Source organism: Streptomyces sp. P1-3, from assembly GCF_050613155.1.
Lineage (GTDB): Bacteria > Actinomycetota > Actinomycetes > Streptomycetales > Streptomycetaceae > Streptomyces.
Window position 1 is genome coordinate 5388563 of sequence record NZ_CP192512.1, and the last position, 23440, is coordinate 5412002.

The 23440-nt window shown below is 70.1% G+C and carries 21 protein-coding genes and 2 tRNA genes; 16 read left to right on the forward strand and 7 right to left on the reverse strand.

Features of this window, described 5'->3' with window-relative positions; genetic code table 11:
• The first annotated feature begins 90 nt into the window (after positions 1-90).
• Positions 91-579 (forward strand): ribose-5-phosphate isomerase, encoded by a 489-nt coding sequence (locus ACQUSR_RS22785; protein WP_431044458.1) that lies wholly within the window; start codon positions 91-93, stop codon positions 577-579.
• A complete protein-coding gene (locus tag ACQUSR_RS22790; RefSeq protein WP_431044459.1) occupies positions 579-1388 on the forward strand; it encodes an Fpg/Nei family DNA glycosylase in 810 nt (269 codons plus the stop codon). Before ACQUSR_RS22785 ends, ACQUSR_RS22790 begins: the two co-directional genes overlap by 1 nt.
• Before the next feature lie 25 nt (positions 1389-1413).
• On the opposite strand, the gene ACQUSR_RS22795 is transcribed toward ACQUSR_RS22790, so the two are convergent.
• Positions 1414-2343 carry a zinc-binding dehydrogenase gene (locus ACQUSR_RS22795; RefSeq protein WP_431044460.1) on the reverse strand — a complete coding sequence of 310 codons (930 nt, stop codon included), beginning with the start codon at positions 2341-2343 and terminating at the stop codon, positions 1414-1416.
• A 124-nt stretch (positions 2344-2467) separates the two neighbouring features.
• Between ACQUSR_RS22795 and ACQUSR_RS22800 the strand changes: the two genes are divergently transcribed.
• Positions 2468-3142: a TetR family transcriptional regulator gene (locus tag ACQUSR_RS22800; RefSeq protein ID WP_431044461.1), complete on the forward strand. Its 675-nt coding sequence runs from the start codon at positions 2468-2470 to the stop codon at positions 3140-3142.
• Here ACQUSR_RS22800 and ACQUSR_RS22805 read toward each other — a convergent pair whose 3' ends face one another.
• Positions 3143-4390 carry a GNAT family N-acetyltransferase gene (locus ACQUSR_RS22805; protein WP_431044462.1) on the reverse strand — a complete coding sequence of 416 codons (1248 nt, stop codon included), beginning with the start codon at positions 4388-4390 and terminating at the stop codon, positions 3143-3145. It lies immediately after the preceding gene.
• 128 nt (positions 4391-4518) lie between these two features.
• On the opposite strand from ACQUSR_RS22805, the gene ACQUSR_RS22810 reads away from it, so the two are divergent.
• Positions 4519-5664 carry a PP2C family protein-serine/threonine phosphatase gene (locus tag ACQUSR_RS22810; RefSeq protein WP_431044463.1) on the forward strand — a complete coding sequence of 382 codons (1146 nt, stop codon included), beginning with the start codon at positions 4519-4521 and terminating at the stop codon, positions 5662-5664.
• Positions 5665-5832: 168 nt separating this feature from the next.
• On the opposite strand, the gene ACQUSR_RS22815 is transcribed toward ACQUSR_RS22810, so the two are convergent.
• Complete coding sequence (locus ACQUSR_RS22815; protein WP_431044464.1) at positions 5833-7014, reverse strand: acyltransferase family protein; 1182 nt, start codon at positions 7012-7014, stop codon at positions 5833-5835.
• Positions 7015-7415: 401 nt separating this feature from the next.
• On the opposite strand from ACQUSR_RS22815, the gene ACQUSR_RS22820 reads away from it, so the two are divergent.
• A complete protein-coding gene (locus ACQUSR_RS22820; protein ID WP_431044465.1) occupies positions 7416-7598 on the forward strand; it encodes a hypothetical protein in 183 nt (60 codons plus the stop codon).
• A gap of 104 nt (positions 7599-7702) precedes the next feature.
• Here the strand turns inward: ACQUSR_RS22820 and ACQUSR_RS22825 are convergent.
• Positions 7703-7776: transfer RNA gene (locus tag ACQUSR_RS22825), tRNA-Gly, on the reverse strand.
• Positions 7777-7923: 147 nt separating this feature from the next.
• Between ACQUSR_RS22825 and ACQUSR_RS22830 the strand changes: the two genes are divergently transcribed.
• The 5 genes from ACQUSR_RS22830 to clpX all read left to right on the forward strand — a co-directional run bounded on the left by ACQUSR_RS22830 (position 7924) and on the right by clpX (position 12665).
• A tRNA-Pro gene (locus tag ACQUSR_RS22830) sits at positions 7924-8000 on the forward strand.
• A gap of 151 nt (positions 8001-8151) precedes the next feature.
• Complete coding sequence (gene tig / locus ACQUSR_RS22835) at positions 8152-9543, forward strand: trigger factor (RefSeq protein WP_431044466.1); 1392 nt, start codon at positions 8152-8154, stop codon at positions 9541-9543.
• Between the two features lie 339 nt (positions 9544-9882).
• Positions 9883-10485, forward strand: a complete 603-nt coding sequence (locus ACQUSR_RS22840) for an ATP-dependent Clp protease proteolytic subunit (RefSeq protein ID WP_431047780.1) — start codon at positions 9883-9885, stop codon at positions 10483-10485.
• Between the two features lie 59 nt (positions 10486-10544).
• On the forward strand, positions 10545-11213 hold the full coding sequence (locus tag ACQUSR_RS22845) for an ATP-dependent Clp protease proteolytic subunit (protein WP_431047782.1): 669 nt from the start codon (positions 10545-10547) through the stop codon (positions 11211-11213).
• A 165-nt stretch (positions 11214-11378) separates the two neighbouring features.
• Positions 11379-12665, forward strand: a complete 1287-nt coding sequence (gene clpX, locus ACQUSR_RS22850) for an ATP-dependent Clp protease ATP-binding subunit ClpX (RefSeq protein ID WP_431044467.1) — start codon at positions 11379-11381, stop codon at positions 12663-12665.
• 93 nt (positions 12666-12758) lie between these two features.
• Here clpX and ACQUSR_RS22855 read toward each other — a convergent pair whose 3' ends face one another.
• Genes ACQUSR_RS22855 through ACQUSR_RS22865 form a run of 3 tightly spaced genes read right to left on the reverse strand, consistent with a single transcriptional unit; the run spans position 12759 to position 15622 of the window.
• Entirely contained in the window at positions 12759-13643 is an 885-nt protein-coding gene (locus ACQUSR_RS22855) for a hypothetical protein (RefSeq protein WP_431044468.1), read from the reverse strand.
• A 58-nt stretch (positions 13644-13701) separates the two neighbouring features.
• Positions 13702-14691 carry a hypothetical protein gene (locus ACQUSR_RS22860; RefSeq protein ID WP_431044469.1) on the reverse strand — a complete coding sequence of 330 codons (990 nt, stop codon included), beginning with the start codon at positions 14689-14691 and terminating at the stop codon, positions 13702-13704.
• A gap of 34 nt (positions 14692-14725) precedes the next feature.
• Complete coding sequence (locus tag ACQUSR_RS22865; RefSeq protein ID WP_431044470.1) at positions 14726-15622, reverse strand: hypothetical protein; 897 nt, start codon at positions 15620-15622, stop codon at positions 14726-14728.
• A gap of 132 nt (positions 15623-15754) precedes the next feature.
• Here ACQUSR_RS22865 and ACQUSR_RS22870 point away from each other — a divergent pair, with 132 nt between their 5' ends.
• The 6 genes from ACQUSR_RS22870 to mreC all read left to right on the forward strand — a co-directional run bounded on the left by ACQUSR_RS22870 (position 15755) and on the right by mreC (position 23440).
• Positions 15755-18388 (forward strand): valine--tRNA ligase, encoded by a 2634-nt coding sequence (locus tag ACQUSR_RS22870; protein ID WP_431044471.1) that lies wholly within the window; start codon positions 15755-15757, stop codon positions 18386-18388.
• 108 nt (positions 18389-18496) lie between these two features.
• Entirely contained in the window at positions 18497-20011 is a 1515-nt protein-coding gene (gene folC / locus ACQUSR_RS22875; RefSeq protein WP_431044472.1) for a bifunctional tetrahydrofolate synthase/dihydrofolate synthase, read from the forward strand.
• Between the two features lies 1 nt (position 20012).
• Positions 20013-20351 (forward strand): DUF4233 domain-containing protein, encoded by a 339-nt coding sequence (locus tag ACQUSR_RS22880; protein WP_431044473.1) that lies wholly within the window; start codon positions 20013-20015, stop codon positions 20349-20351.
• A 166-nt stretch (positions 20352-20517) separates the two neighbouring features.
• Entirely contained in the window at positions 20518-20931 is a 414-nt protein-coding gene (gene ndk / locus ACQUSR_RS22885) for a nucleoside-diphosphate kinase (protein WP_304461706.1), read from the forward strand.
• Between the two features lie 379 nt (positions 20932-21310).
• Positions 21311-22330 carry a rod shape-determining protein gene (locus ACQUSR_RS22890; protein WP_304465545.1) on the forward strand — a complete coding sequence of 340 codons (1020 nt, stop codon included), beginning with the start codon at positions 21311-21313 and terminating at the stop codon, positions 22328-22330.
• Positions 22331-22495: 165 nt separating this feature from the next.
• Entirely contained in the window at positions 22496-23440 is a 945-nt protein-coding gene (mreC, locus tag ACQUSR_RS22895) for a rod shape-determining protein MreC (protein WP_431044474.1), read from the forward strand.

Genomic DNA, 23440 nt, shown 5'->3' on the forward strand with positions numbered 1-23440 from the left:
CGCCATTGCGAACCACTCACGGTCCGGGCGGAGTCGGCCCGGTGTCTACCCCGCGCGTCCCGGTCGCCCCCGCCGTGTCACACTCGGACCATGCGCGTGTACCTCGGTTCCGACCATGCCGGTTTCGACCTGAAGAACCACCTCGTCGAGTGGCTCAAGGCCAACGGCCACGACCCCGTCGACTGCGGCCCCCACATCTACGACGCCCAGGACGACTACCCGCCGTTCTGCCTCCGCGCGGCCGAGAAGACCGCCGCCGACCCGGATGGCCTCGGCATCGTGATCGGCGGCTCCGGCAACGGCGAGCAGATCGCCGCCAACAAGGTCAAGGGCGTACGCGCCGCGCTGGCGTGGAGCGAGCAGACCGCCGCGCTCGGCCGCGAGCACAACAATGCCAACGTGATCAGCATCGGCGGCCGGATGCACACCACCGAAGAGGCGACCAAGTTCGTCGAGATCTTCCTGAAGACCCCGTACTCGGGCGAGGACCGGCACACCCGCCGGATCGAGATGCTCAGCGCCTACGAGACCACCGGCGAGCTGCCGCCGATCCCGGCCCACCACCCGCAGCAGGACTGATGCCGGAGGGGCACACCATCCACCGGCTGGCCCAGGACTATCTGCGGACGTTCGGCGGCCGGCCGGTGCGGGTGAGCAGCCCGCAGGGCAAGTTCGCCGACGCCGCGGCGCTCCTCGACGGCACGGTCCTCGACGGTGTGGACGCGCACGGCAAGCACCTGTTCCTGGGCTTCGAGGGGCTGGACTGGGTCCATATCCACCTCGGACTGTTCGGCAAGGTCGGCTTCGGCGACGCACCGGCGCCGCCGCCCACCGACACGGTCCGGCTGCGGATCGCGCACGACGACGCGTACGTCGACCTGCGCGGCCCGACGACCTGCGCGCTGATCACCCACCCCGAGAAGCTGGCGATACACGACCGCCTCGGCCCCGACCCGCTGCGCGGCGGCGACGACGGCGAGGGCGCCTGGGACCGGATCTCCCGCAGCCGTACGACCATCGCCGCGCTGCTGATGGACCAGAAGGTGATCGCGGGCGTCGGCAACGTCTACCGTGCCGAGGTGCTCTTCCGGCACGGCGTCGACCCGTACCGCCCGGGCCGCGAGCTGACCCGCGCGGAATGGGACGCCATCTGGGCCGATCTGGTGGAGCTCATGCGCGAGGGCGTGGTGAACAACCGGATCGACACCGTCCGACCCGAGCACACGCCGGAGGCGATGGGCCGTCCGCCCCGGGTGGACGACCACGGCGGCGAGGTCTACGTCTATCGGCGCGCCCGGCAGCCGTGCCATGTCTGCGGCGGCGAGATCCGCACCGCCGGTCTCGCCGCCCGCAACCTCTTCTGGTGCCCGGGCTGCCAGCCCGGCTAGCCCGCCCCGCCCCGGGCCGGATCCGTCAGGCCAGGTCCAGGACCGCCTTGCCGTGCAGGCGCCGCCCGAGCAGGGAATCCACCGCCTCGGCCGCCGCGTCCCAGCCGCCTCGCCAGGCGATCTGCGGATCCAGCTCACCGGCGGCCACCCGCTCCGCCAGCCAGGTCAGGTCCGGTGCGAGCCCCGTACAGGCGAGCAGGAAGAAGGTGGCGACCGAGCGGTCGTGGCGGCCCTGATCGCCGAAGAACGTGCCGTACGGGAAGTGCTCGCCCTCTCCCGTGGCGTGGCCCACGGCCACCAGCGTGCCCCGCTCGGCGAGCCTTTCGTACGCCGCCACCAGCTGCCCGCCGCCGACCATGTCGAGCACGCCGTCCACCGGCGCGCCGACCTCTTCCGGCCCCTTGACGACCTCGTGCGCGCCCAGTGCGCGCAAGCCGTCACCGTGTGCCTCCGGGGCCCCGGTGGAAGCGATCACGTGGGCGCCGCCGAGCCGCGCGAGCTGGACGGCGTACCGGCCGACGCCACCCGTGGCCCCGGTGACCAGCACCCGCCTGCCCAGGATCGGGCCGAGCCGGTGCAGGGCGCGCAGCGCGCTCGCGCCCGCCACCGGCACCGTGCTGACCGCGCCGGGATCGGCGCCGTCCGGGACGCGGCCGATCAGCTCGGTGTCGACGGCGCGGAGCTCGGCCCAGGCGCCGTCGGCACCCAGCGTCACCACCGGGGTACCGACGGCGGGCCCCGAGCCGTCGGCGGCGGCCCGCTCCACCACCCCTGCCGCGTCCCAGCCCAGCACGGTCCCCTGGGGGGCGTCCGCGATCCCGAACCTGACCTCGCCGTAGTTCAGGGACGTCGCGGTCACGCGGATCAGCGCCTGGTGAGCGGTGGGCTCGGGGTCGGGGGCGGCGCCGAGGCGCAGCCCGCCGGGAGCGGAACGGTCGACAAGCAGAGCACGCATGGGTCAGGGCCCTTTCGGCGGTTCGTGGTGCGCATTCAGCGCGGCATGAAGCTCCTCAGGGGCTAGTGCCACTGAGTGGCATAAACGTACAAGAGGCATGTGCGCCCGCGCTACACTCCGGCGAATGAGCCCCGTGCCCCCGCAGTCCCCGTCCTCCAGCTCGGACCAGCGGCTGCCGCTGCGGGTCCGCAAGAAGCTGCGCACCCGCCAGGCGCTGATCGACACCGCCCTGCGGCTCTTCACCGAGCAGGGCTTCGACGGCACGACACTCGACCAGCTGTGCGACGCGGTCGAAGTGTCCAAGCGCACCTTCTTCCGCACCTTCACCAGCAAGGAAGACGTGGCGATGGCGCCCACCCAGGACATGTGGGCGGCCTTCCTCGATGACCTCGAGACCCGTGATCCGGGCGGCGGCCCCGTCGCGGACATGCTGCGGGACGCGCTGCTCGCCGCGATCCGCGCGATGACCGACGAGGGCTGGGCGGAGCGGGTGCGGCTCAGTAGACGACTGGCCGCCGAGACCCCGTCGATGGACGCGCACGGACTGCACTTCTGCGACCGCACCACGCGGGCCGCACTCTCCACGCTGCACCGCCGGCTCGATCTCGCCGACCCCGCGGACCTCCGGCCGAGGCTCGCCCTCGACCTGCTCGTCGCCGCGTTCCACTGCGCGCTGGAGCGCTGGGCCGCCACGCCGGGCCACCCGACCCGCGACGACCTCGCCGACCGGCTGCGCGAGGCGTGTGCGGCCGTACCCGGCAGCCTCACCCTGAGCGCGGAGCTGCGCGCCGAAGGGTGATCAGAAGCCGTGCGGCAGCCACGGGGCCGCGTCGCTGCGGAACGCCGCCGACGCCTGCGCCAGCGCGCCCGGCCGCAGCTCCGCCACCCGTCCGGCTCCCGCCAGCGCCGTCAGCGTGACACCACCCAGGTAGGCGGCGCCCAGGTCCCGGACGCCCAGCCGCAGATCCGCCGGTGCGCCGTCGTCCGTACGGACACATGTGGCCCTCTGGGCGTCGCCCGTCAGCCGCCAGCGTCCCTCGTTCCAGGGACAGAACGCGTCCCGCACATCGAGGACGAGATCCACCGGGGCGGCGTACGTGCGCGCTTCAAGCGCCGCGCCGACCTCGACCAGCCGCACGTGCAGCGCGTCGCGCACCCGCACCCGGCAGCGCCGTATGTCCGAGACCATGTGCTGCCACGGGGCGTCGACCGGACAACTGCGCACCTTGACCGTCGAGGTCAGATCGATTTCGAACAGGAACCGCCACAGCGCGGCGTACGCGTCGGGGGCCAGCGCCTCCATGTCGCGCAGGATGACCGTGCCCCTCGGCCCGGCCATGTCCCAGTCCGGGCGCACGGCGTACCGCGCGTACCCCAGCACCTCGCCGCCGTCCGACTCGGCGAGGACGCACTGCATCGGAGAGGCCCCCGCACGCTCCGCCGGCGGGTCCAGCGGCGCCAGCCGCTCCCAGCCGGGCGCGCGCGCCAGCATCCCGGGCCGGGAGGCGACCCGTGCCGCGTACACCGCCTCACACGCCGCGAGCGCCTCCGCCGACTCCGCGGGGCGGGCGATCCGCAGCCGGACGGCGTCGGTGCCCTCGGGGGTGTCCAGCCGCACCCGGTCCGTGTCGATCTCGGCGAAGAGATCATGTGTCGCGATGCCGTAGCCGAAGCGGCCGTAGATCTCCGGCTCCGAGGCGGTCAGCACGGCGAGCGGCTCGCCGAGTGCCCGGACCTCCGCCAGCTGCCGCCGCATCATGGCGCGCAGCACCCCGCGCCGCCGGTGGGTGGGCAGCACCCCGACCATGGTCACCCCGGCGGCCGGCACCAGCGCCCCGCCCGGCACCGTGATCCGGAACGAGAACGCACCCGCGCTCCCGACCATCCGGTTGCCGTCCCAGGCGGCGAGCGACCGCTCCGGCTCGGTCAGCTCCCGCCACAGCGCGCGCTCCTCGGGAGCCTCCGCCACGCCTCCGAACGCGAGCTCCAGATTCCCGTACCACTCGTCCCAGTCGCCCGGGCGCAGCGGCCGCAGCTCAGTCGTCATACGCCCATGCCTACCAGCGGCCCCTAGGACAAGCGACCGTATTTCGCTTCCGTTTACGAGCCCTTGAAGGGGGTTCGAGGGGCCGCGAATCGACGCGCGTCCGAACGGGTGGGTAGGGTCCCGGTGCAATGACTGGCGGCGGAGCAGACACGCTGACGGCCCGGGTGCGCAAGGCACTGCACCGGGTCCGCACAGCCCTGCGCAAAGCCGGGGTCGACTACTTCCGCGGCGACGGCTCCGACTGGCTGGCGCTGGCCACCCTGCTGCTCGCCGTACCGGCCATCGCCCTGGGCACCATCGCCCAGCCCGACTGGTGCGCGCCCGCCGCGCTCGTCCTGCCGATCGTGGCGGGCGGGCTGCTGCTGCGGCCCGCGAGCCTGCTGGCCCTGTACGCGGCGGCGGCCGCGGCGCTCATCGTGGAGTCCGCGGTCCTTGGCCCGTACCCGGACGGACCGGACCGGGTCACGCCCGGCACCATCCTGGTGGTGGCCGCCGTCGGCTTCTTCGGGCTGCTGATCGCGCAGTTCCGCAGCCGGGTCGGAGTGCCCTGGCGGCGCGGCGGCACGATGCTCTTCGACCTGCGCGAACGCATCAGAGTCCAGAGCAAGCTGCCGCGGCTGCCGCGCGGCTGGCACCGGGAGATGGCGCTGCGTCCGGCCGGCGGCCAGTCCTTCTCCGGGGACTTCGTCGTCGCCGCCCGTACGAACGGCGGGCGCACCCTGGAGGTCGTCCTCACCGACGTCTCCGGCAAGGGCATGGACGCCGCCTCCCGCGCCCTGCTGCTCTCCGGTGCCTTCGGCGGGCTGCTCGGCTCGCTGCCGCCGCACGGCTTCCTCCCGGCGGCCAACGGCTATCTGCTCCGCCAGGACTGGGACGAGGGCTTCGCCACCTCCGTCCATCTCGTCCTCGACCTGGACAGCGGCGACTACGAGCTGCTGTCGGCGGGGCATCTTCCCGCGCTCCAGCTGCACGCGGGCAGCGGCAAGTGGGAGGAGAAGGCGGCGGACGGCCCGCTGCTGGGCGTGTACGACGGGGCGCAGTTCGACCCGGTGAAGGGCACCCTGCGGCCCGGCGACGTCCTGATGCTGTTCACCGACGGGCTGGTGGAGACCTCCGAACGCGATATCAGCGAGGGCATGGACCGGCTGACGGGCGAGGCCGACCGGTACGTGGCGTCCGGCTTCTCCGGGGCGGCCTGGCACCTGATCGAGGCGGTCGCGAGGGACGTCAACGACGACCGGGCACTGCTCCTGATCGGCCGCGACTGGAGCTGATCCGCCGCGGCTGGGAATGACCGATTTCAGCCGCCCCGAGGTCGCCCCGGACCCGTGGTCGCCCCGGACCCGCCGCCACCGTGGCCGTCGGCACAGCCGCCTCCATACATGAGTGAGTCCCCCGGGTATCCCGGGGGACTCACTCATCGTGGCGGGGCGGAGCGCCTGCTATGCCCTGACGGCGCGGTGGCGGCGGTCCTGCTCCGCCGGGTCCTTGCGGAACGCCCAGGCCATCTTCGGCTCCATCGACCAGCGGAACGCCCGCTGCACGGGCGGCGTGCACAGGGCGGTGACCACGACAGCTGCGATGACCGTGACCGTGATCTCGCCGAGCGGCTCGTGCAGCCAGGGGTACGCGTCGAACCAGCCCCAGAAGCGGGAGCCCTTGGCGAGGAAACCGTGCAGCAGGTAGCCGTACAGCGTTCCGGCGCCCAGCGCGGTGAACCACATGTGCCGCCGGGGCACCCAGGCGAAGAAGCAGGCGACGAGAACCATCGAGCAGCTGAAGAGGGCCGCTGTCATCAGCGGGCCGGTCCACGGGGGAGCGCCCAGCTCCTGGACGCTGTCGCGGTGGTAGAACCAGGCGGAGTTCATCCGCGGACCCGCCCAATACCCGACCAGCAGGGCACACGCGAAGACCGGCACCGACAGGATGCGCACCGAGCGCCGCCGCACCATCTGGAAGTGCTCCGGCTTCATGTGCAGGCCGATCACGAAGAACGGCAGGAACTGGAGCACCCGCTGGAGGTCCAGGTCGTCACCGATGTCGGGGGAGACCGCGGCGAGCGTGGCGATGGCCAGGGAGAGCGGGACGGGCCAGCGTACGAGCTTCCAGATCGGGGTGGTCATGCGCCATACGAACAGCGCGACGAGGAACCAGGTGAGATACCAGGGGTCCAGCAGGCTGAAATCGTAGGTCGGATCGTCGTCCGCCCACCGCTTGAAGAACGTGTACGCCGTCTCGAAGAGCACATACGGCACGGCGACGCCGGTGATCAGCCGTTTCAGCCGGTCCGGCCGCATGTCGAAACTGCGCGAGAAGTAGCCGGAGATCAGGATGAACGCCGGCATGTGGAAGGTGTACACGGTCATGTACAGCGCTTCGGCGGTCCGGCTGTGGTCGGTGAGCGGTTCCCAGGAGTGCCCCATCGCGACCAGCACGATCGCGAGGTACTTCGCGTTGTCGAAGAACGCGTCACGCTGCTTCGGCCGCTGTCCGCCCTGCGGGGCGGGCTGGGCGGGCCGGTCCTTGGCGGTGTCGTGGCGTGCGGTGCGGCTCTCCGGCGCGGGTTCCTGGGCCGGCGGGAGGGGGGACCGCTGGAAGCCGTGTGGATGCAGGGAGTTCGTCACAGCCCCTCCCACCAAGAACCGGGGGCAAGGACTTGGGACCGCCGCACTGCGCTTACGGGGATGGGGGCAGCGTGGAACATCTGAGGCACGATAGCGCTCAAACCTGTATTGCGTAAAACCTCGTTCCGCTTCTCCGTTTCCGCTGGTCTCATCCCTTTAAACGGGGCATATGCCCCACGGGAGGCCAGGGTGAAATGTCCGAATCAATGGCCTTTTGTATGATCGCGGGATGGTCTCGCGATAAATTCAGAATTCCGTCCGAGATTCACGATCAGGGACCAATTCGGGTGCGGGTTGATGGCACGATGGATGCCGCGTGGGGGGTTGCGGGACAGCGTCCCTCCCGGGGGTGGTGACACGTGTGGCGACCGAGGGTGCGTGATTGAGCCGTGATCATTTCCGTGTCGTTGGTTCTGCTGGTGGGGATCTGGGCCGGGCTGCTGATCCGGAGGGGCTCGCTCCGGCTGGGCGGGGCGCTCGTCTCCGCACTCTTCGGGTTCCTGCTCGCCTCTTCGAAGATGGCTCCCGGAGTCCAGGACATACTCGACCACCTCGCCCGCGAGATCACCGAAATCGACCTCTGACGACGTGCCGCTTCCGACGGCCTGCGGCGGCGGCGCGGAAGACGGGGAAAAGGAAACGGCCCGGCCGGGGAGGAATCCCGCGATCCGGGCCGTAGCCGGTGCAGTGGAGCGGGCGACGGGAATCGAACCCGCGTAGCCAGTTTGGAAGACTGGGGCTCTACCATTGAGCTACGCCCGCGCGCGCCATCGACCGCCCCCGAAGAGGCGGCGCGTCGGCACGAAGTGCATCGTAGCGGGTCTGACCCGTCTCCCGCACACCCCCGCCCGCCAGCGGAAAAGCGGCGGCCAGGGTGCCTCCGGCCATGTACTCTACGTGTCGCACTGACGGGGTGTGGCGCAGCTTGGTAGCGCGTCCGCTTTGGGAGCGGAAGGTCGTCGGTTCGAATCCGGCCACCCCGACCATCACCACCGCAAGATCGCGTTGTGGGGCTCATCCCGCGTCCGGTTACTATGCAAGCTGCGCGTCTGTGTCTCTCTACCGGGCGCGATTGCTGATCCGCTGGACCTCAGCGGCAGCACCGACCGAGACGTCAGCCCCCAAGGAGACCGAACCGTGAAGAGCGCCGTGGAGACCCTGAACCCGACTCGGGTTCGGCTCACTGTCGAGGTGCCCTTCGAGGAGCTCAAGCCCAGCCTCGACGCGGCGTACAAGAAGATCAACCAGCAGGTCACCGTGCCGGGCTTCCGTAAGGGCAAGATCCCGGCCCGCGTCATCGACCAGCGGTTCGGTCGCGGCGCCGTGCTGGAGGAGGCCGTCAACGACGCGCTCCCGAAGTTCTACACCGAGGCTGTCAACGAGGGGGAGCTCAACCCGCTCGGCCAGCCTGAGGTCGACATCACCGAGCTCAAGGACAACGAGTCCCTGACCTTCACCGCCGAGGTCGACATCCGTCCGACCGTCGAGATCCCGGACTACTCCGGCATCGAGGTCACCGTGGACGCCGTCGAGGTCTCGGACGAGGACGTCGAGAAGTCGGTCGAGCAGCTGCGTGAGCGCTTCGCCACCACCTCCGCCGTCGAGCGCGCCGCCGCCGAGGGTGACATCGTGACGGTCGACCTGGAGGCCAAGGTCGACGGCGAGGTCCTGGAGGACGGCGTCGCCCAGGGCGTCAACTACACCATCGGCTCCGGCGAGCTGCTGGAGGGCATCGACGAGGCCGTCACCGGCCTGGAGGCCGGCGGCACCGCCACCTTCACCTCCGAGCTCAAGGGCGGCTCCGCCCAGGGCAAGGAGGCCGAGGTCAAGGTCGACGTCACCGAGGTCAAGGCGCGCGAGCTGCCGGAGCTGGACGACGACTTCGCCCAGCTGGCGAGCGAGTTCGACACCCTGGACGAGCTGAAGGCCGACAGCCGCAAGCGGCTGGAGCGGTCCCGCGCGTTCGAGCAGGCCACCCAGGCGCAGGAGAAGGTGCTCGACGCCCTCCTGGAGCTGGTCGAGGTGCCCCTCCCCGAGAAGCTCCTCGAAGAGGAGGTCCGCACCCGCAAGCACAACCTGGAGCACCACCAGCTCGGCCAGATGGGTCTGACCCTGGAGGCCTACCTGAAGATCCAGGAGAAGACCGCCGAGGAGTTCGACGCCGAGCTCCAGCAGCAGGCCGAGAAGGGCATCAAGACGCAGTTCGTCCTGGACGAGCTCGTCAACAGGGAGAAGCTGTCCGTCAGCCAGGAGGAGCTCACCGAGCACCTCATGCGCCGCGCGCAGTCCTCCGGCATGAGCCCCGACCAGTTCGCCCAGGCCGTCGTCGAGGGCGGCCAGGTGCCGATGCTCGTCGGCGAGGTCGCCCGCGGCAAGGCTCTCGCGGTCGTCGTCGAGGCTGCCACCGTCAAGGACAGCAACGGCGAGGTCGTCGACCTGGACGAGGAGGACGAGGTCGAGGCCGCCGTGGAGACCGTCGAGGCCGCTGAGGGCACCGAGCAGGAGTCCGCGGAGAAGTCCGAGAGCTGACCCCAGCCCTCCCCGCCCTGCCGGCGCGCCGGCAGGGCACGCCCCCGTGGCTCGTACGAACGGGTCCGGACGCCATCACGCGTTCGGGCCCGTTCGCGGTCCCGGGGCCGCCCCGGCCCTCCGGTGGAGGCGCTCCCAGTGGTGAACCTGCGCTCAGAGCGAACAGTTCCTGATGCGGGATGGCGCCCGCCCACCAGCGCGTTAGGGTCCGTAGATACGAGGGCAGGGGAGTCCCCGTAAGTGCAGGGTGTCCCCGTAAGCCCCGCGGTAGAACCCGACGAAGATGCTGAGACGGCGCGTCGCCGTCAGAGACGAGCAGGTGGACACGTGACGATTCCGATGCCTTCCGCCGCCAGCGAGACCAACCTCGGTGGCCTCGGCGACCAGGTCTACAACCGACTTCTCAACGAGCGGATCATCTTCCTCGGTCAGCCGGTCGACGACGACATCGCCAACAAGATCACCGCGCAGCTGCTGCTCCTTGCCGCGGACCCGGACAAGGACATCTACCTCTACATCAACAGCCCCGGTGGCTCGATCACGGCCGGCATGGCGATCTACGACACCATGCAGTACATCAAGAACGACGTGATCACCATCGGCATGGGCCTGGCCGCGTCGATGGGCCAGTTCCTGCTCAGCGCGGGCACCCCGGGCAAGCGCTTCGCACTGCCGAACGCCGAGATCCTGATCCACCAGCCCTCGGCGGGCCTGGCGGGCTCCGCCTCGGACATCAAGATCCACGCGGAGCGGCTGCTGCACACCAAGAAGCGGATGGCGGAGCTCACCGCCCTCCACACCGGCCAGACCGTCGAGCAGATCACCAAGGACTCCGACCGCGACCGCTGGTTCTCCGCCGAGGAGGCCAGGGATTACGGCCTGATCGACGACGTCATGCACACGGCCGCCGGCGTTCCGGGCGGGGGCGGCACCGGGGCCTGAGCCCCGCCGCACAGCTGCCCTCCAGCCCACTGCTCATGACCAGGACGGTGAACACCCACATGAACAACATCCCCGGCTCCCTCTCCGGTGGCGGCCTCTACACCGGCCCCACCGCCGAGTCGCGCTACGTCGTGCCGCGCTTCGTGGAGCGCACCTCCCAGGGCGTCCGCGAGTACGACCCGTACGCGAAGCTCTTCGAAGAGCGTGTGATCTTCCTCGGCGTCCAGATCGACGACGCCTCCGCCAACGACGTCATGGCGCAGCTGCTGTGCCTGGAGTCGATGGACCCCGACCGCGACATCTCGATCTACATCAACTCGCCCGGCGGCTCGTTCACCGCGCTGACCGCCATCTACGACACGATGCAGTTCGTGAAGCCCGACATCCAGACGGTCTGCATGGGGCAGGCGGCGTCCGCCGCCGCCGTGCTGCTCGCCGCCGGTACGCCCGGTAAGCGGATGGCGCTGCCCAACGCCCGTGTGCTGATCCACCAGCCGTACAGCGAGACCGGGCGCGGCCAGGTCTCCGACCTGGAGATCGCGGCCAACGAGATCCTGCGGATGCGCTCGCAGCTGGAGGAGATGCTGGCCAAGCACTCCACCACGCCGATCGAGAAGATCCGCGACGACATCGAGCGGGACAAGATCCTCACCGCCGAGGAGTCCCTGGCGTACGGCCTGGTCGACCAGATCGTGTCGACGCGTAAGACCTCTGTGGGCCTGGGGTGACACGCCTTTGACGTACCCCCTTGGACCGAGTCGGTCCAAGGGGGGCCCGCACACCGGGCCCGGCAGGGTACCGTCATAGGGCTGGGGGCCTGGCCCCCGTGAAGCGCAGCGCAAGCACCCGGGTCCGCGGAGCAAAGCGGATCCCAGGCGAAGGGGAAGCACCTCGTGGCACGCATCGGTGACGGCGGCGACCTGCTCAAGTGCTCGTTCTGCGGAAAGAGTCAGAAGCAGGTGAAGAAGCTCATCGCAGGTCCCGGTGTCTACATCTGCGACGAGTGCATCGACCTCTGCAACGAGATCATCGAGGAGGAGCTCGCCGAGACCTCCGAGGTGCGTTGGGAGGAGCTGCCCAAGCCCCGCGAGATCTACGAGTTCCTCGAGGGCTATGTGGTCGGCCAGGAGGCTGCGAAGAAGGCTCTCTCCGTGGCCGTCTACAACCACTACAAGCGGGTCCAGGCGGGCGAGAACGGCGGCCACAACCGCGACGACGGCATCGAGCTGGCCAAGTCCAACATCCTGCTGCTCGGTCCCACCGGCTCCGGCAAGACCCTGCTCGCCCAGACCCTCGCCCGGATGCTCAACGTCCCCTTCGCCATCGCCGACGCCACCGCCCTCACCGAGGCGGGATACGTGGGCGAGGACGTGGAGAACATCCTCCTCAAGCTGATCCAGGCCGCCGACTACGACGTCAAGAAGGCCGAGACCGGCATCATCTACATCGACGAGATCGACAAGGTCGCCCGTAAGAGTGAGAACCCGTCGATCACCCGTGACGTCTCGGGCGAGGGCGTCCAGCAGGCGCTGCTGAAGATCCTGGAGGGCACCACCGCCTCCGTTCCGCCGCAGGGCGGCCGCAAGCACCCGCACCAGGAGTTCATCCAGATCGACACCACGAACGTGCTGTTCATCGTGGGCGGCGCGTTCGCCGGTCTGGAGAAGATCATCGAGTCGCGGGCCGGCGCCAAGGGAATCGGCTTCGGCGCCACCATCCGCTCCAAGCGCGAGATCGAGGCCAGCGACCAGTTCCAGGAGGTCATGCCGGAGGACCTGGTGAAGTTCGGGATGATCCCGGAGTTCATCGGCCGACTGCCCGTCATCACCTCCGTGCACAACCTCGACCGCGAGGCCCTCCTCCAGATCCTGGTCGAGCCGCGGAACGCACTGGTCAAGCAGTACCAGCGGCTGTTCGAACTCGACGGCGTGGAGCTGGACTTCGACCGCCCGGCCCTGGAGGCCATCGCCGACCAGGCGATCCTGCGCGGCACCGGAGCCCGCGGCCTGCGCGCCATTATGGAAGAGGTCCTGATGTCGGTGATGTACGAGGTGCCGTCCCGCAAGGACGTCGCCCGCGTCGTCATCACCGCCGACGTCGTCCACTCCAACGTCAACCCGACGCTGGTGCCCCGCACGCGCGGTGGCGAGCCGGGGGAGCGGCACGAGAAGAGCGCGTGACACGCCGCTGACACACGGAAGGGGGCGCCCGGCGGCAGGCCGGGCGCCCCCTTCCGTGTGGGAACGCTCCGTGAGTGGCGGAAGCACCGCGCTTTACGCGGGCTTGCGGGTGTCCTTGTAGATGCCGGCGACCACCTTGGCAAAGGCGTCCACATCGACGTCGCTCACGTCGATGTGGTCCGCGTTCAGGTCCAGCACCATCGCGGCGTCGGACTTCTCCGCCCACGAGCACAGCGGCGCGTAGTACTGGTCGAACATCTTGACGACCTCGCACTCCAGTGACGGGCCGTCAGAGCCGTTGGGCTGGTAGGACTTCCGCTGCTTCTCGACCTTCGTGTTCTTGTCGGCGCCCGCGTAGGCCTTGAACATCTCGTCCTGGACCTTCTTCGGGTCGCTGAACTCCCCGTACACGCCGGAGAACGACAGACCGGAGTTCTCGTCGTCCGCCTGCTTGTAGCTGGCCAGAACCGAGGTGGCACCCTCCGGCAGGCCGTCCTGAACGCTCTTGCCGTCCTTCTTGAGGTCCTCGGTGCCCTTGTCCAGCTTGTAGGTGCCCTTGTCCAGCTCCTTGGGCGTGACCAGCTTCATCGCCTTCACGTCCTCCTCGCCCCCGCCGGTCAGGAAGACCGCGCCGACGACGATCGCGCCGACGACCACCACACCGGCGGACGCGATCGCGATCACCTTGGTGCGGTCCTTCCGGCCCCCCGGTGCCGCCGGCGGGACCGGCGGCTGACCGGGCTGGCCCGGCTGCGCGTAGCCACCGGGCTGCGCTTGCGGGTATCCGTAGCCCGGCTGAGTCGGCTGCTGCGGGTACCCGTAGCCCGGCTGCGGCGGCGACTGCTGCGGATAGCCGTAACCCGGCTGCTGCGCATACGGGTTGGGGGTGTCCGCCGGAGGCTGCTGCGCTCCGCCGTACGGGTTGGGCTGACCGCCCCCGTACGGACCGGGCTGAGGCGGCGGCTGGTTGTAGCTCATGGGTCCCTCTCGGGTCGCCGGGGTCGGGTGGCTGGGCTGCCTGCGCTGCTCGGTGCCGTTACGAGGCGGGTACGCGGGCCTCTTGGCGGATCTTGGTGGTCAGCGCGGCGACGCTCTCGATCGTCAGGGCGTTGCTCTTCTCTGGAGTCGCAGCGAAGATCGTCACCTCACCCGCCGTGGTGGAGTCACCCCAGACGCAGATCGGGATCTGACCGGCGCTGGAGCCCGCCTCGACCTTGAAGATCTGGCACTTCATCAGCGTGCCGTCGAACCCGTCGGGGGTGACCTTCTCGGGGGAGCCCACGGGCTTGAACTTGACCTTCCCGGTCGCGGACTGCTGCTGCATCCGCCTGGCCTCCTCGGAGAACACCGCGTCTACGGTGGTCTCGGGGGACGACACCTCCCCGTACGAGCCGGTGAACCTGAGCTTCGCGCCGGAATCGCTGCCGGAGCCCTCGTAGTCCGCGCCCACCGGGTGCGATTCGGTCATGCCCGGAAGCGTTCCCCCGCCGGTCTGCTTGGGAGCGCCATCACGGTTCCAGGTCCCGGCCAGGGTGAGTGGGGTCGTCACCTTGTACTTCTGGTTGTCGGGCGTGGGCGACTGGCTGGGCGCCCCGCTGTTGCCGCCGCTCGCGCCGGGCACGGTGACCTTCGGGCCGTTCTTCTTGCCCTTGGCGCCCTTCTTGCCGTCATCGTCGCCGCCGGTGAACAGCAGCACGCCGCCGATGATCGCGCCTATGACGACCAGGGAGCCGACCACGAGGGCTATCGTCTTGTTCTTGTTGCCGCCGTTCGGCGGCACCGGCACCGGCGGCATCGGCTGGCCGTAGGGACCGGGCTGGCCCGGCTGCTGGCCGTACGGGTCCGGCTGGCCCGGCTGCTGCGGGAAGCCGTAGCCCGGCTGCTGCTGCGGGGGCTGCTGCGGCTGGGCGTACGGATTCGGCTGCGGCGGCGGGTAGCCGTACCCCGGCTGGCCGGCCGCGCCGCCCTGGCCGTAGGGATTGGGCTGCTGCGGCTGACCGTAGGGGCCCGGCTGGTTGTAGCTCATCTCAGTCCTCGTTCTCTGTTCTTTGTGCCGGCTGCTACTGGTCGATCTCGACGCGGGCGTCGTTGCGGACCTTGGCCGTGAGTTCCGCCGCATCCGGAAGGGACATCCCGGAGCCCAGCACCGCTGCGGCCGGGTCCGCCATCACGAGGACACCGAGGGTGTCCTCATCGCCCCAGACGCAGATGGGCGCGTCCGCGGATCCCTGCGGCGTGGTGAACTTCATGCTCTGGCACTTCAGCACATCGCCGTCGAAGTTCCCCGGAGTGAACTCCTCGGCGGTGCCCTGGGACTCGGCGTTGCCCCCGTCCTCCAGCGACTTGATGAGGACGGCGAGTGCCAGATCCGCCCCCCGCCGCGGGTCGGTGACTTCGCCCCAGACCCCGGTGAGTTTCATCATCTCCTTGCCCGACGTCTGGTAGTCGGCCGTCACCAGATGCGCGTCCTTGACGACGGGCACCTTCTGCAACTGGCCCTTGCCGGAGTCGGACAGATCCTTGTCGTCGGTGCCCTCGCCCTGCCGCTCGTACTTCTCGGCGACCGTCTTGGGCGTGGTCAGCTTGTACCGGCTGTCCCCGCCGCCCATGACCAGTACGAGGGTGGTGACCGCCGCCGCCACCGCGGCCACCGCGCCGATGGCTATGCCGATCTTCCTGCCCTTGCCGGGGCGGGGCGGGGGCTGCTGTCCGTAGGGGCCGGGGAAGCCGGGGCCGGGCTGCTGGGGCTGCCCGTAGCCGCCGGGCTGTCCGTAGGGACCGGGCTGAGCGTAGGGGTTGCCCTGCTGCGGGTGGCCGTACCCCGTCTGCTGCGAGGGGTAGCCGTAACCCGGCTGCTGGGCGTAAGGATTCGGCACCTGTGGCTGCTGGCCCGCGCCGTACGGCCCCGGCTGTCCCCCGTAGGGGCCGGGCTGCGGCGGCGGCTGCTGGTAGCTCATGGTGCCTCTCTTCGATGCGTCTTCGTTGCGCGCGGCATGTTCGCAACATCCTTCCGGACGTGCTGGGGTCCCCTCACCCCGGGAGGGCAACGGGTTCGTAACGGAGTGGCCGGGGCCCGTAGACTGACCGTCGTGACCGAGAACACTCAGCAGAGCCCCGCGAGCGGGCCGAACAGCCACCCCGAACTGCCGACCCAGTACACTCCGGCCGACGTAGAGGGGCAGCTGTACGAGCGCTGGGTAGAGCGCGGTTACTTCGAGGCCGACGCCAAGAGCGACAAGGCGCCCTTCACCGTCGTCATCCCGCCGCCGAACGTCACCGGCTCCCTCCACCTGGGCCACGCCTTCGAGCACACCCTGATCGACGCCCTCACCCGCAGGAAGCGGATGCAGGGCTTCGAGACGCTGTGGCAGCCCGGCATGGACCACGCGGGCATCGCCACCCAGAACGTCGTCGAGCGCGAGCTGGCCAAGGAGGGCAAGTCCCGCCACGACCTGGGCCGGGAGGCGTTCGTCGAGCGCGTCTGGCAGTGGAAGGCCGAGTCCGGCGGGCAGATCTCCGGCCAGATGCGCCGGCTGGGCGACGGCGTCGCCTGGTCGCGCGAGCGCTTCACTATGGACGAGGGCCTGTCCAAGGCCGTCCAGACCATCTTCAAGAAGCTCTACGACGACGAGCTGATCTACCGCGCCGAGCGCATCATCAACTGGTGCCCGCGCTGTCTGACCGCCATCTCCGACATCGAGGTGGAGTATCAGGACGACGACGGCGAGTTGGTCTCCATCCGGTACGGCGACGGCGACAGCTCCATCGTGGTCGCCACCACGCGCGCCGAGACGATGCTCGGTGACACGGCGGTCGCCGTCCACCCCGACGACGAGCGCTACCGGCACCTGGTCGGCACCGAGATCGAGCTGCCGCTCACCGGCCGCCGGATCCCGGTCGTCGCCGACGAGCACGTCGACCCCGAGTTCGGCACCGGCGCGGTCAAGGTCACCCCGGCCCACGACCCCAACGACTTCGAGATCGGCCAGCGCCACGGCCTGCCGAACCTCACGATCATGGACGAGCACGCGGTGCTCACCGTGCACGGCCCGTTCCAGGGGCTGGACCGGCTGGAGGCGCGCAGCGCCATCGTGGGCGCGCTGCGCGCCGAGGGCCGCATCGTCGCCGAGAAGCGCCCGTACACCCACTCCGTGGGCCACTGCTCGCGCTGCAAGACGACGATCGAGCCGCGGCTGTCCCTCCAGTGGTGGGTCAGGACCGGCCCGCTGGCCAAGGCCGCAGGGGACGCGGTTCGCGACGGCCGGGTGAAGATCCACCCGGAGGACATGTCGAAGCGCTACTTCGACTGGGTGGACAACATGCACGACTGGTGCATCTCGCGCCAGCTGTGGTGGGGCCACCGCATCCCGATCTGGTACGGGCCGGACGGCGAGGTCGTCTGCGTCGGACCGGACGAGGAGCCGCCGAGCGGCGAGGGCTGGACGCAGGACAGCGATGTGCTGGACACCTGGTTCTCCTCCGGCCTGTGGCCCTTCTCCACCCTGGGCTGGCCCGAGCGGACCGAGAGCGTCGAGAAGTTCTACCCGAACGCCGTCCTGGTCACCGGCTACGACATCCTGTTCTTCTGGGTCGTCCGGATGATGATGTTCGGCCTGTACGCGATGGACGGCACCCCGCCGTTCCACACCATCGCCCTGCACGGCATGGTCCGCGACCAGTTCGGCAAGAAGATGTCGAAGTCCTTCGGCAACGCGGTCAACCCGCTGGACTGGATGGACAAGTACGGCTCCGACGCCCTGCGCTTCACCCTGGCCCGCGGCGCCAACCCCGGTGTCGACGTGCCGATCGGCGAGGACTGGGTCCAGGGCTCCCGCAACTTCGCCAACAAGATCTGGAACGCCACGCGCTTCGCGCTGATGAACGGCGCCACGGTCGAGGGCGAACTGCCGCCCGCCGAGCAGCTGCGCGCCGAGGACCGCTGGATCCTGTCCCGGCTGAACTCGGTCGTCGCCGAGGTCGACGCGTACTACGAGGACTACCAGTTCGCGAAGCTGTCCGACACGCTGTTCCACTTCGCGTGGGACGAGGTCTTCGACTGGTACGTCGAGCTGTCCAAGACCACCTTCGCCAAGGGCGGCGCGGCGGCCGACGCCTCGCGCCGGGTCCTCGGTGAGGTGCTGGACGTCACGCTGCGGCTGCTGCACCCGGTGGTCCCGTTCGTCACCGACACCCTGTGGACCTCGCTGACCGGCCAGGAGTCGGTCGTCATCGCCGCGTGGCCCACCGACAGCGGCTTCCGCGACCCGGCCGCCGAGCGGGAGATCGAGACGGTCCAGCAGGTGGTCACCGAGGTCCGCCGGTTCCGCTCCGACCAGGGCCTCCAGCCGGGCCAGCGGGTCCCGGCCCGGCTCGACCTCACCGGCACCGCGCTGGCGCCGCACGAGGACGCGATGCGTTCGCTGCTGCGTCTGCAGCCCGCGGGGGACGGCTTCACGGCTACCGCGTCGCTGCCGGTCGGGGGGGCGACGGTCGCGCTGGACCTGTCCGGCGCGATCGACGTGGCGGCCGAGCGCAAGCGGTTGGCCAAGGACCTCGCCGCCGCCGAGAAGGACCTGGCGCAGACCACGGCGAAGCTCGGCAACGAGGCGTTCCTGGCCAAGGCCCCCGACCACGTGGTGGAGAAGATCCGCACCCGGAAGGCCGCCGCCGAGGCGGACATCGAGCGGATCTCCGCCCAGCTGGCGGCTCTGCCGCAGGGCTGACGCCACAGGCTCACCGGGCTTGGCCCGGGAGCTTGTTCCGAAGCGCCGGACAGACTGGAACCCCCAGCCTGTCCGGCGTTGTCAGTAGGGGCTCGTAGACTTGACGGCGTGAGCGAGCCCCCACGAAACGACGCCCCCGACTCCGTCCCCGACCCGTTCGAGGAGATGATGGAGGAGGAGACCACCCGCGACCCCGACCTCGCCGTCATCGAGGCCGGCAGTCGAACGCTGCGCACCCAGGCCGGGCCTCCGCAGGCGGACGTCCCCGGCCGTCCGGAGGACCCGGAGGTCGACCGGGCGCTGCGCGAGGTCGAGACGGAGCTCGCGGGCCGCTGGGGTGAGACGAAGTTGGACCCGTCGGTGCAGCGCATCGCCGCCCTGATGGACGTCCTCGGCTCGCCGCAGCGCGCGTACCCGTCGATCCACATCACCGGTACGAACGGCAAGACCAGCACGGCCCGCATGATCGAGGCGCTGCTGACCGCCTTCGACCTGCGCACCGGCCGTTACACCAGCCCGCACGTGCAGACGGTGACCGAGCGGATCAGCCTGGACGGGGCGCCGGTGTCCGCCGAGCGGTTCATCGAGACGTACCAGGACATCAAGCCGTACGTGGAGATGGTCGACGCCCAGCAGGACTACCGGCTGTCCTTCTTCGAGGTGCTCACGGCCATGGCGTACGCGGCGTTCGCCGACGCGCCGGTGGACATCGCCGTCGTCGAGGTCGGCATGGGCGGCACCTGGGACGCCACCAACGTGATCGACGCGGACGTCGCCGTGGTGACTCCGATCGCGCTGGACCACACCGACCGGCTGGGCACCACTCCGGAGGACATCGCGGCCGAGAAGGCCGGGATCATCAAGAAGGACGCCACCGTGGTGCTGGCCCAGCAGCCGGTGGACGCCGCGTCGGTGCTGCTCAAGCGGGCGGTCGAGGTGGACGCCACGGTCGCGCGGGAGGGGCTGGAGTTCGGGGTCCTCAACCGCGAGGTCGCCGTCGGCGGGCAGCTGATGACACTGCGCGGTCTCGGCGGGGAGTATCCGGAGCTGTTCCTGCCGCTGCACGGTGCGCATCAGGCGCACAACGCGGCGGTGGCGCTGGCGGCCGTCGAGGCGTTCTTCGGCATCGGCTCGCGGCACGCCCGCACGCTCGACATGGACACGGTCCGCTCCGCGTTCGCCGCCGTCACCTCGCCGGGTCGGCTGGAGGTCGTGCGCCGCAGCCCGACCGTGGTGCTGGACGCCGCCCACAACCCGGCGGGCGCCCTGGTGGCGGCCGAGGGGGTCACCGAGGCGTTCGGCTTCAGCCGGCTGATCGGGGTCGTGGGGACCAGCGAGGGCAAGGACGTGCGCGGGCTGCTGGAGGCGTTCGAGCCGGTCCTCACCGAGGTGGTCGTCACGCAGAACTCCACCTACCGGGCGATGAACGTGGACGAGCTGGCCGCCCTCGCGGTGGACATCTTCGGCGCGGAGCGGGTCCAGGTCGAGCCGCGGCTGGACGACGCCCTGGAGGCGGCGATCACGCTGGCGGAGGAGGAAGGCGAGTTCGCCGGGGCGGGCGTGCTGGTCACCGGCTCGGTGATCACGGTCGGCGAGGCGCGGCTGCTGCTGGGGAGGGGCTGAGATGCGGACGCTGTGTGCGAGCACGCTGATCGGCGAGGTGCTGGTGATCGGCTTCGCCGGGCTGGTCGCGATGAACACCTCCGATCTGTCGACGGGGACGGTGTGGGCGGTCAGCGGCGTCGCCATGCTGCTGTGTGTGCTGCTGTGCGGTGTGCTGTCCCGGCCGGGGGCGATACAGGTGGGCTGGGCGCTGCAGATCGCGCTGATCCTCAGCGGTTTCGTGGTGCCCGCGATGTTCGTCCTGGGCGCGGTCTTCGCCGGTCTGTGGTGGGCCTCGGTGCACTTCGGCCGGAAGATCGACGAGGCGAAGGCACGGTTCGCAGCCCAGGCGTCGTCGTAACGTAAACGGGACGTCGCCGAGGCGCCATGACCGGCGCCTGATGATGGCGGTGCCGGATTCGGGGCCCGCTCAGGGCCCATGTAGCCTCGGGCGCACTGCACCCGACCGCTTGTGAGCCTCGGGCGCGCAGCCCCCGACTGCCCTCATGCCTCCAAGGAGCCGCACCATGACCCAGCGCACCCTCGTCCTTCTCAAGCCCGACGCGGTCAGGCGGGGCTTGGTCGGCGAGATCGTCGGCCGGATCGAGCGCAAGGCGAACTGGTCCATCACCGCGCTGGAACTGCGTACCCTCGACCGCGGCACGCTGGAGCAGCACTACGCCGAGCACGTCGGGCGCCCGTTCTACGAGCCGCTGATGGAGTTCATGGCCTCCGGTCCCGTCGTCGCGCTGGTCGTCGAGGGTGAACGGGTGATCGAGGGCGTGCGGGTGCTGGCCGGTCCGACCGACCCGATCCAGGCGCCCAGCGGCACCATCCGCGGGGACTTCGGCACCATCACCCGGGAGAACCTGGTCCACGCCTCGGACTCGGAGGAGTCCGCGCAGCGCGAGATCAAGATCTTCTTCCCGGGTCTCGCCTGACGTCTTCGGGCCTTGCCTGACACTTCCGGGTTTGCCGGGCACTTCCGATTTGTTTGACACTTCCGGGTTTGCCTGACGCGCCCCGAGCCTGCCTGACGCTCTGTCATACAAAGACCCCCTCCGACCGGGGGTGGCCGTATTTTTCCGGCTGCCCCCGGCATGTGCGGGCCGATCGGGGGAACGCGACACCCCGACACGACGTCACCATGGTCGGGGGCGGGGACGTGTTCTGCTGACAATGGCGGAGGACCCTCGCGTCGTCACCGAGCGACCGAGACTACGATGAAAGCTTCCGCGCGCGCAGCGCACCCATCCTGCCGACCTCAAGTAAGCATTCGCTCCAGTTGGGAAGGCCAGACGTATCCTCATGGGGAACAACATGTCGTTCATCGGCCGTGACATGGCTGTCGACCTCGGCACCGCCAACACGCTGGTGTACGTCAGGGGCCGCGGGATCGTCCTCAACGAGCCGTCAGTCGTCGCCATCAACACCAACACGGGCGGGATCCTCGCCGTGGGCGCCGAGGCGAAGAAGATGATCGGCCGGACTCCTGGCAACATCGTCGCCGTCCGCCCGCTCAAGGACGGTGTGATCGCCGACTTCGAGATCACCGAGCGGATGCTCCGCTACTTCATTCTCAAGATCCACAAGCGGCGCTACCTCGCCCGCCCCCGGGTTGTCGTCTGCGTGCCGTCCGGCATCACCGGCGTCGAGCGCCGCGCCGTCATCGAGGCGTCCACCCAGGCGGGCGCCCGCCAGGTGCACATCATCGAGGAGCCGATGGCCGCCGCGATCGGCTCCGGCCTGCCCGTCCACGAGGCCACCGGCAACATGGTCGTGGACATCGGCGGCGGCACCACCGAGGTCGCCGTCATCTCCCTCGGCGGAATCGTCACAGCACAGTCCATCCGGGTGGCCGGCGACGAGCTGGACAACGCGATCATCCAGCACGTCAAGAAGGAGTACAGCCTCCTGCTGGGCGAGCGCACCGCCGAGAACATCAAGATCACCATCGGCTCCGCGTACGAGAGCGAGGACGAGGAGCACACCGAGATCCGCGGCCGCGACCTGGTCAGCGGCCTCCCCAAGACCGTGGTGATCTCCGCCGCCGAGGTCCGCAAGGCCATGGAGGAGCCCGTCAACTCCATCGTGGACGCGGTCAAGACCACCCTCGACAAGTGCCCGCCCGAGCTCTCCGGCGACGTCATGGACCGGGGCATCGTCCTCACCGGCGGCGGCGCGCTGCTCCGCGGCCTGGACGAACGGCTGCGCCGGGAGACCGGCATGCCGATCCACATCGCCGAGGACCCGCTCGACTCCGTCGCGCTGGGCTCCGGCAAGTGCGTCGAGGAGTTCGAGGCGCTGCAGCAGGTGCTGGACGCCCAGCCCCGCAGATGACCCCGAGCGGCTGACCCGAAGCAGATGACCAGGAAACAGATGGCCCGGCGAAACTGACCCGGCGTCAGCCCTCGTTCCGCCGCCGGGTGCCGGTGACATCCGCCGCCGGAACGCTGATATACCCCCATAAGGTCCGACTCCTACGAGGAAGGCTCGTCGCCGCACGTGAGGGACACACGAGAGAGCCGGCTGCTGCTGGTGCTGCTGGTCGCCATCGCGTTCGCGCTGATCACGGTGGACATCCGAGGCGGCGACGACTCGCCCCTCGACGGTGCCCGGGAGACCGCGGCCGACGTCTTCGGCCCGGTGGAGAACAGCGTCGCCGGGATGGTCGACCCGGTCGGCAACGCCATCGCCGCCGTACGGGACTCCGACAAGCGGCACGACCGCATCAGCGCCCTTGAACGCGAGAACGCCGAACTCAAACAGCGGCTCGGCTCGGACGTCCGCAACCGCGCCCGCCTCATCGAGTTCGACCGGCTCATGAAGACCGCGGGAGCCGGCCGCTACGGCGTCACCGGCGCCGAGGTCATCGCCATCGGCAACACCCAGGGCTTCTCCTGGACCGTCACCATCGACGTCGGAGCCAAGGACGGCATCCGCCGCGACATGACGGTCATCAACGGCGACGGCCTGGTCGGCCGGGTCACCACCGTCGGCCACTCCACCGCCACCGTGCTGCTCGCCAGCGACCCGGACTTCACCGTCGGCACCCGGATGGAGAAGACCGGGGAGATCGGGTTCGCGTCCGGTCAGGGCGACCGCCCGCTGCGCGTCCAGCTCCTCAACGGCAAGGCGAAGGTCAAGAAGGGCGACCGGCTGGTCACCTTCGGCTCCCGCGCCGACCGCCCGTTCGTCCCCGGCGTGCCCGTCGGCGAAGTGGTCCGCGTCGACCCCTCCGACGGCGGTCTCACCCGCACCGTCCAGGTCCGCCCGTTCGTCGGCTTCACCAAACTCGACATCGTCGGTGTCGTCACCCGGCCGCCGCGCGAGAACCCGCGCGACTCCGTCCTGCCACCCAAGCCGGAGAAGCCCAAGCCGACCCCCACGGTCACCGTCACGGCCACCCCGCCCGCGAGTGACGGCACCGACGTCGCCACCAGGAGCTGA

Excerpts from the sequence above, each read along its gene's own strand:
- ACQUSR_RS22810 (WP_431044463.1), top strand. The coding sequence starts at position 4,519 with ATGACTGGCGGCGGAGCAGACACGCTGACGGCCCGGGTGCGCAAGGCA.
- ACQUSR_RS22785 (WP_431044458.1), top strand. The coding sequence starts at position 91 with ATGCGCGTGTACCTCGGTTCCGACCATGCCGGTTTCGACCTGAAGAAC.
- ACQUSR_RS22800 (WP_431044461.1), top strand. The coding sequence starts at position 2,468 with ATGAGCCCCGTGCCCCCGCAGTCCCCGTCCTCCAGCTCGGACCAGCGG.
- ACQUSR_RS22890 (WP_304465545.1), top strand. The coding sequence starts at position 21,311 with ATGTCGTTCATCGGCCGTGACATGGCTGTCGACCTCGGCACCGCCAAC.
- ACQUSR_RS22880 (WP_431044473.1), top strand. The coding sequence starts at position 20,013 with ATGCGGACGCTGTGTGCGAGCACGCTGATCGGCGAGGTGCTGGTGATC.
- ACQUSR_RS22855 (WP_431044468.1), bottom strand. The coding sequence starts at position 13,643 with ATGAGCTACAACCAGCCGCCGCCTCAGCCCGGTCCGTACGGGGGCGGT.
- ACQUSR_RS22860 (WP_431044469.1), bottom strand. The coding sequence starts at position 14,691 with ATGAGCTACAACCAGCCGGGCCCCTACGGTCAGCCGCAGCAGCCCAAT.
- ACQUSR_RS22845 (WP_431047782.1), top strand. The coding sequence starts at position 10,545 with ATGAACAACATCCCCGGCTCCCTCTCCGGTGGCGGCCTCTACACCGGC.
- ACQUSR_RS22795 (WP_431044460.1), bottom strand. The coding sequence starts at position 2,343 with ATGCGTGCTCTGCTTGTCGACCGTTCCGCTCCCGGCGGGCTGCGCCTC.
- ACQUSR_RS22790 (WP_431044459.1), top strand. The coding sequence starts at position 579 with ATGCCGGAGGGGCACACCATCCACCGGCTGGCCCAGGACTATCTGCGG.
- ACQUSR_RS22805 (WP_431044462.1), bottom strand. The coding sequence starts at position 4,390 with ATGACGACTGAGCTGCGGCCGCTGCGCCCGGGCGACTGGGACGAGTGG.
- ACQUSR_RS22840 (WP_431047780.1), top strand. The coding sequence starts at position 9,883 with ATGCCTTCCGCCGCCAGCGAGACCAACCTCGGTGGCCTCGGCGACCAG.
- ACQUSR_RS22865 (WP_431044470.1), bottom strand. The coding sequence starts at position 15,622 with ATGAGCTACCAGCAGCCGCCGCCGCAGCCCGGCCCCTACGGGGGACAG.
- ndk (WP_304461706.1), top strand. The coding sequence starts at position 20,518 with ATGACCCAGCGCACCCTCGTCCTTCTCAAGCCCGACGCGGTCAGGCGG.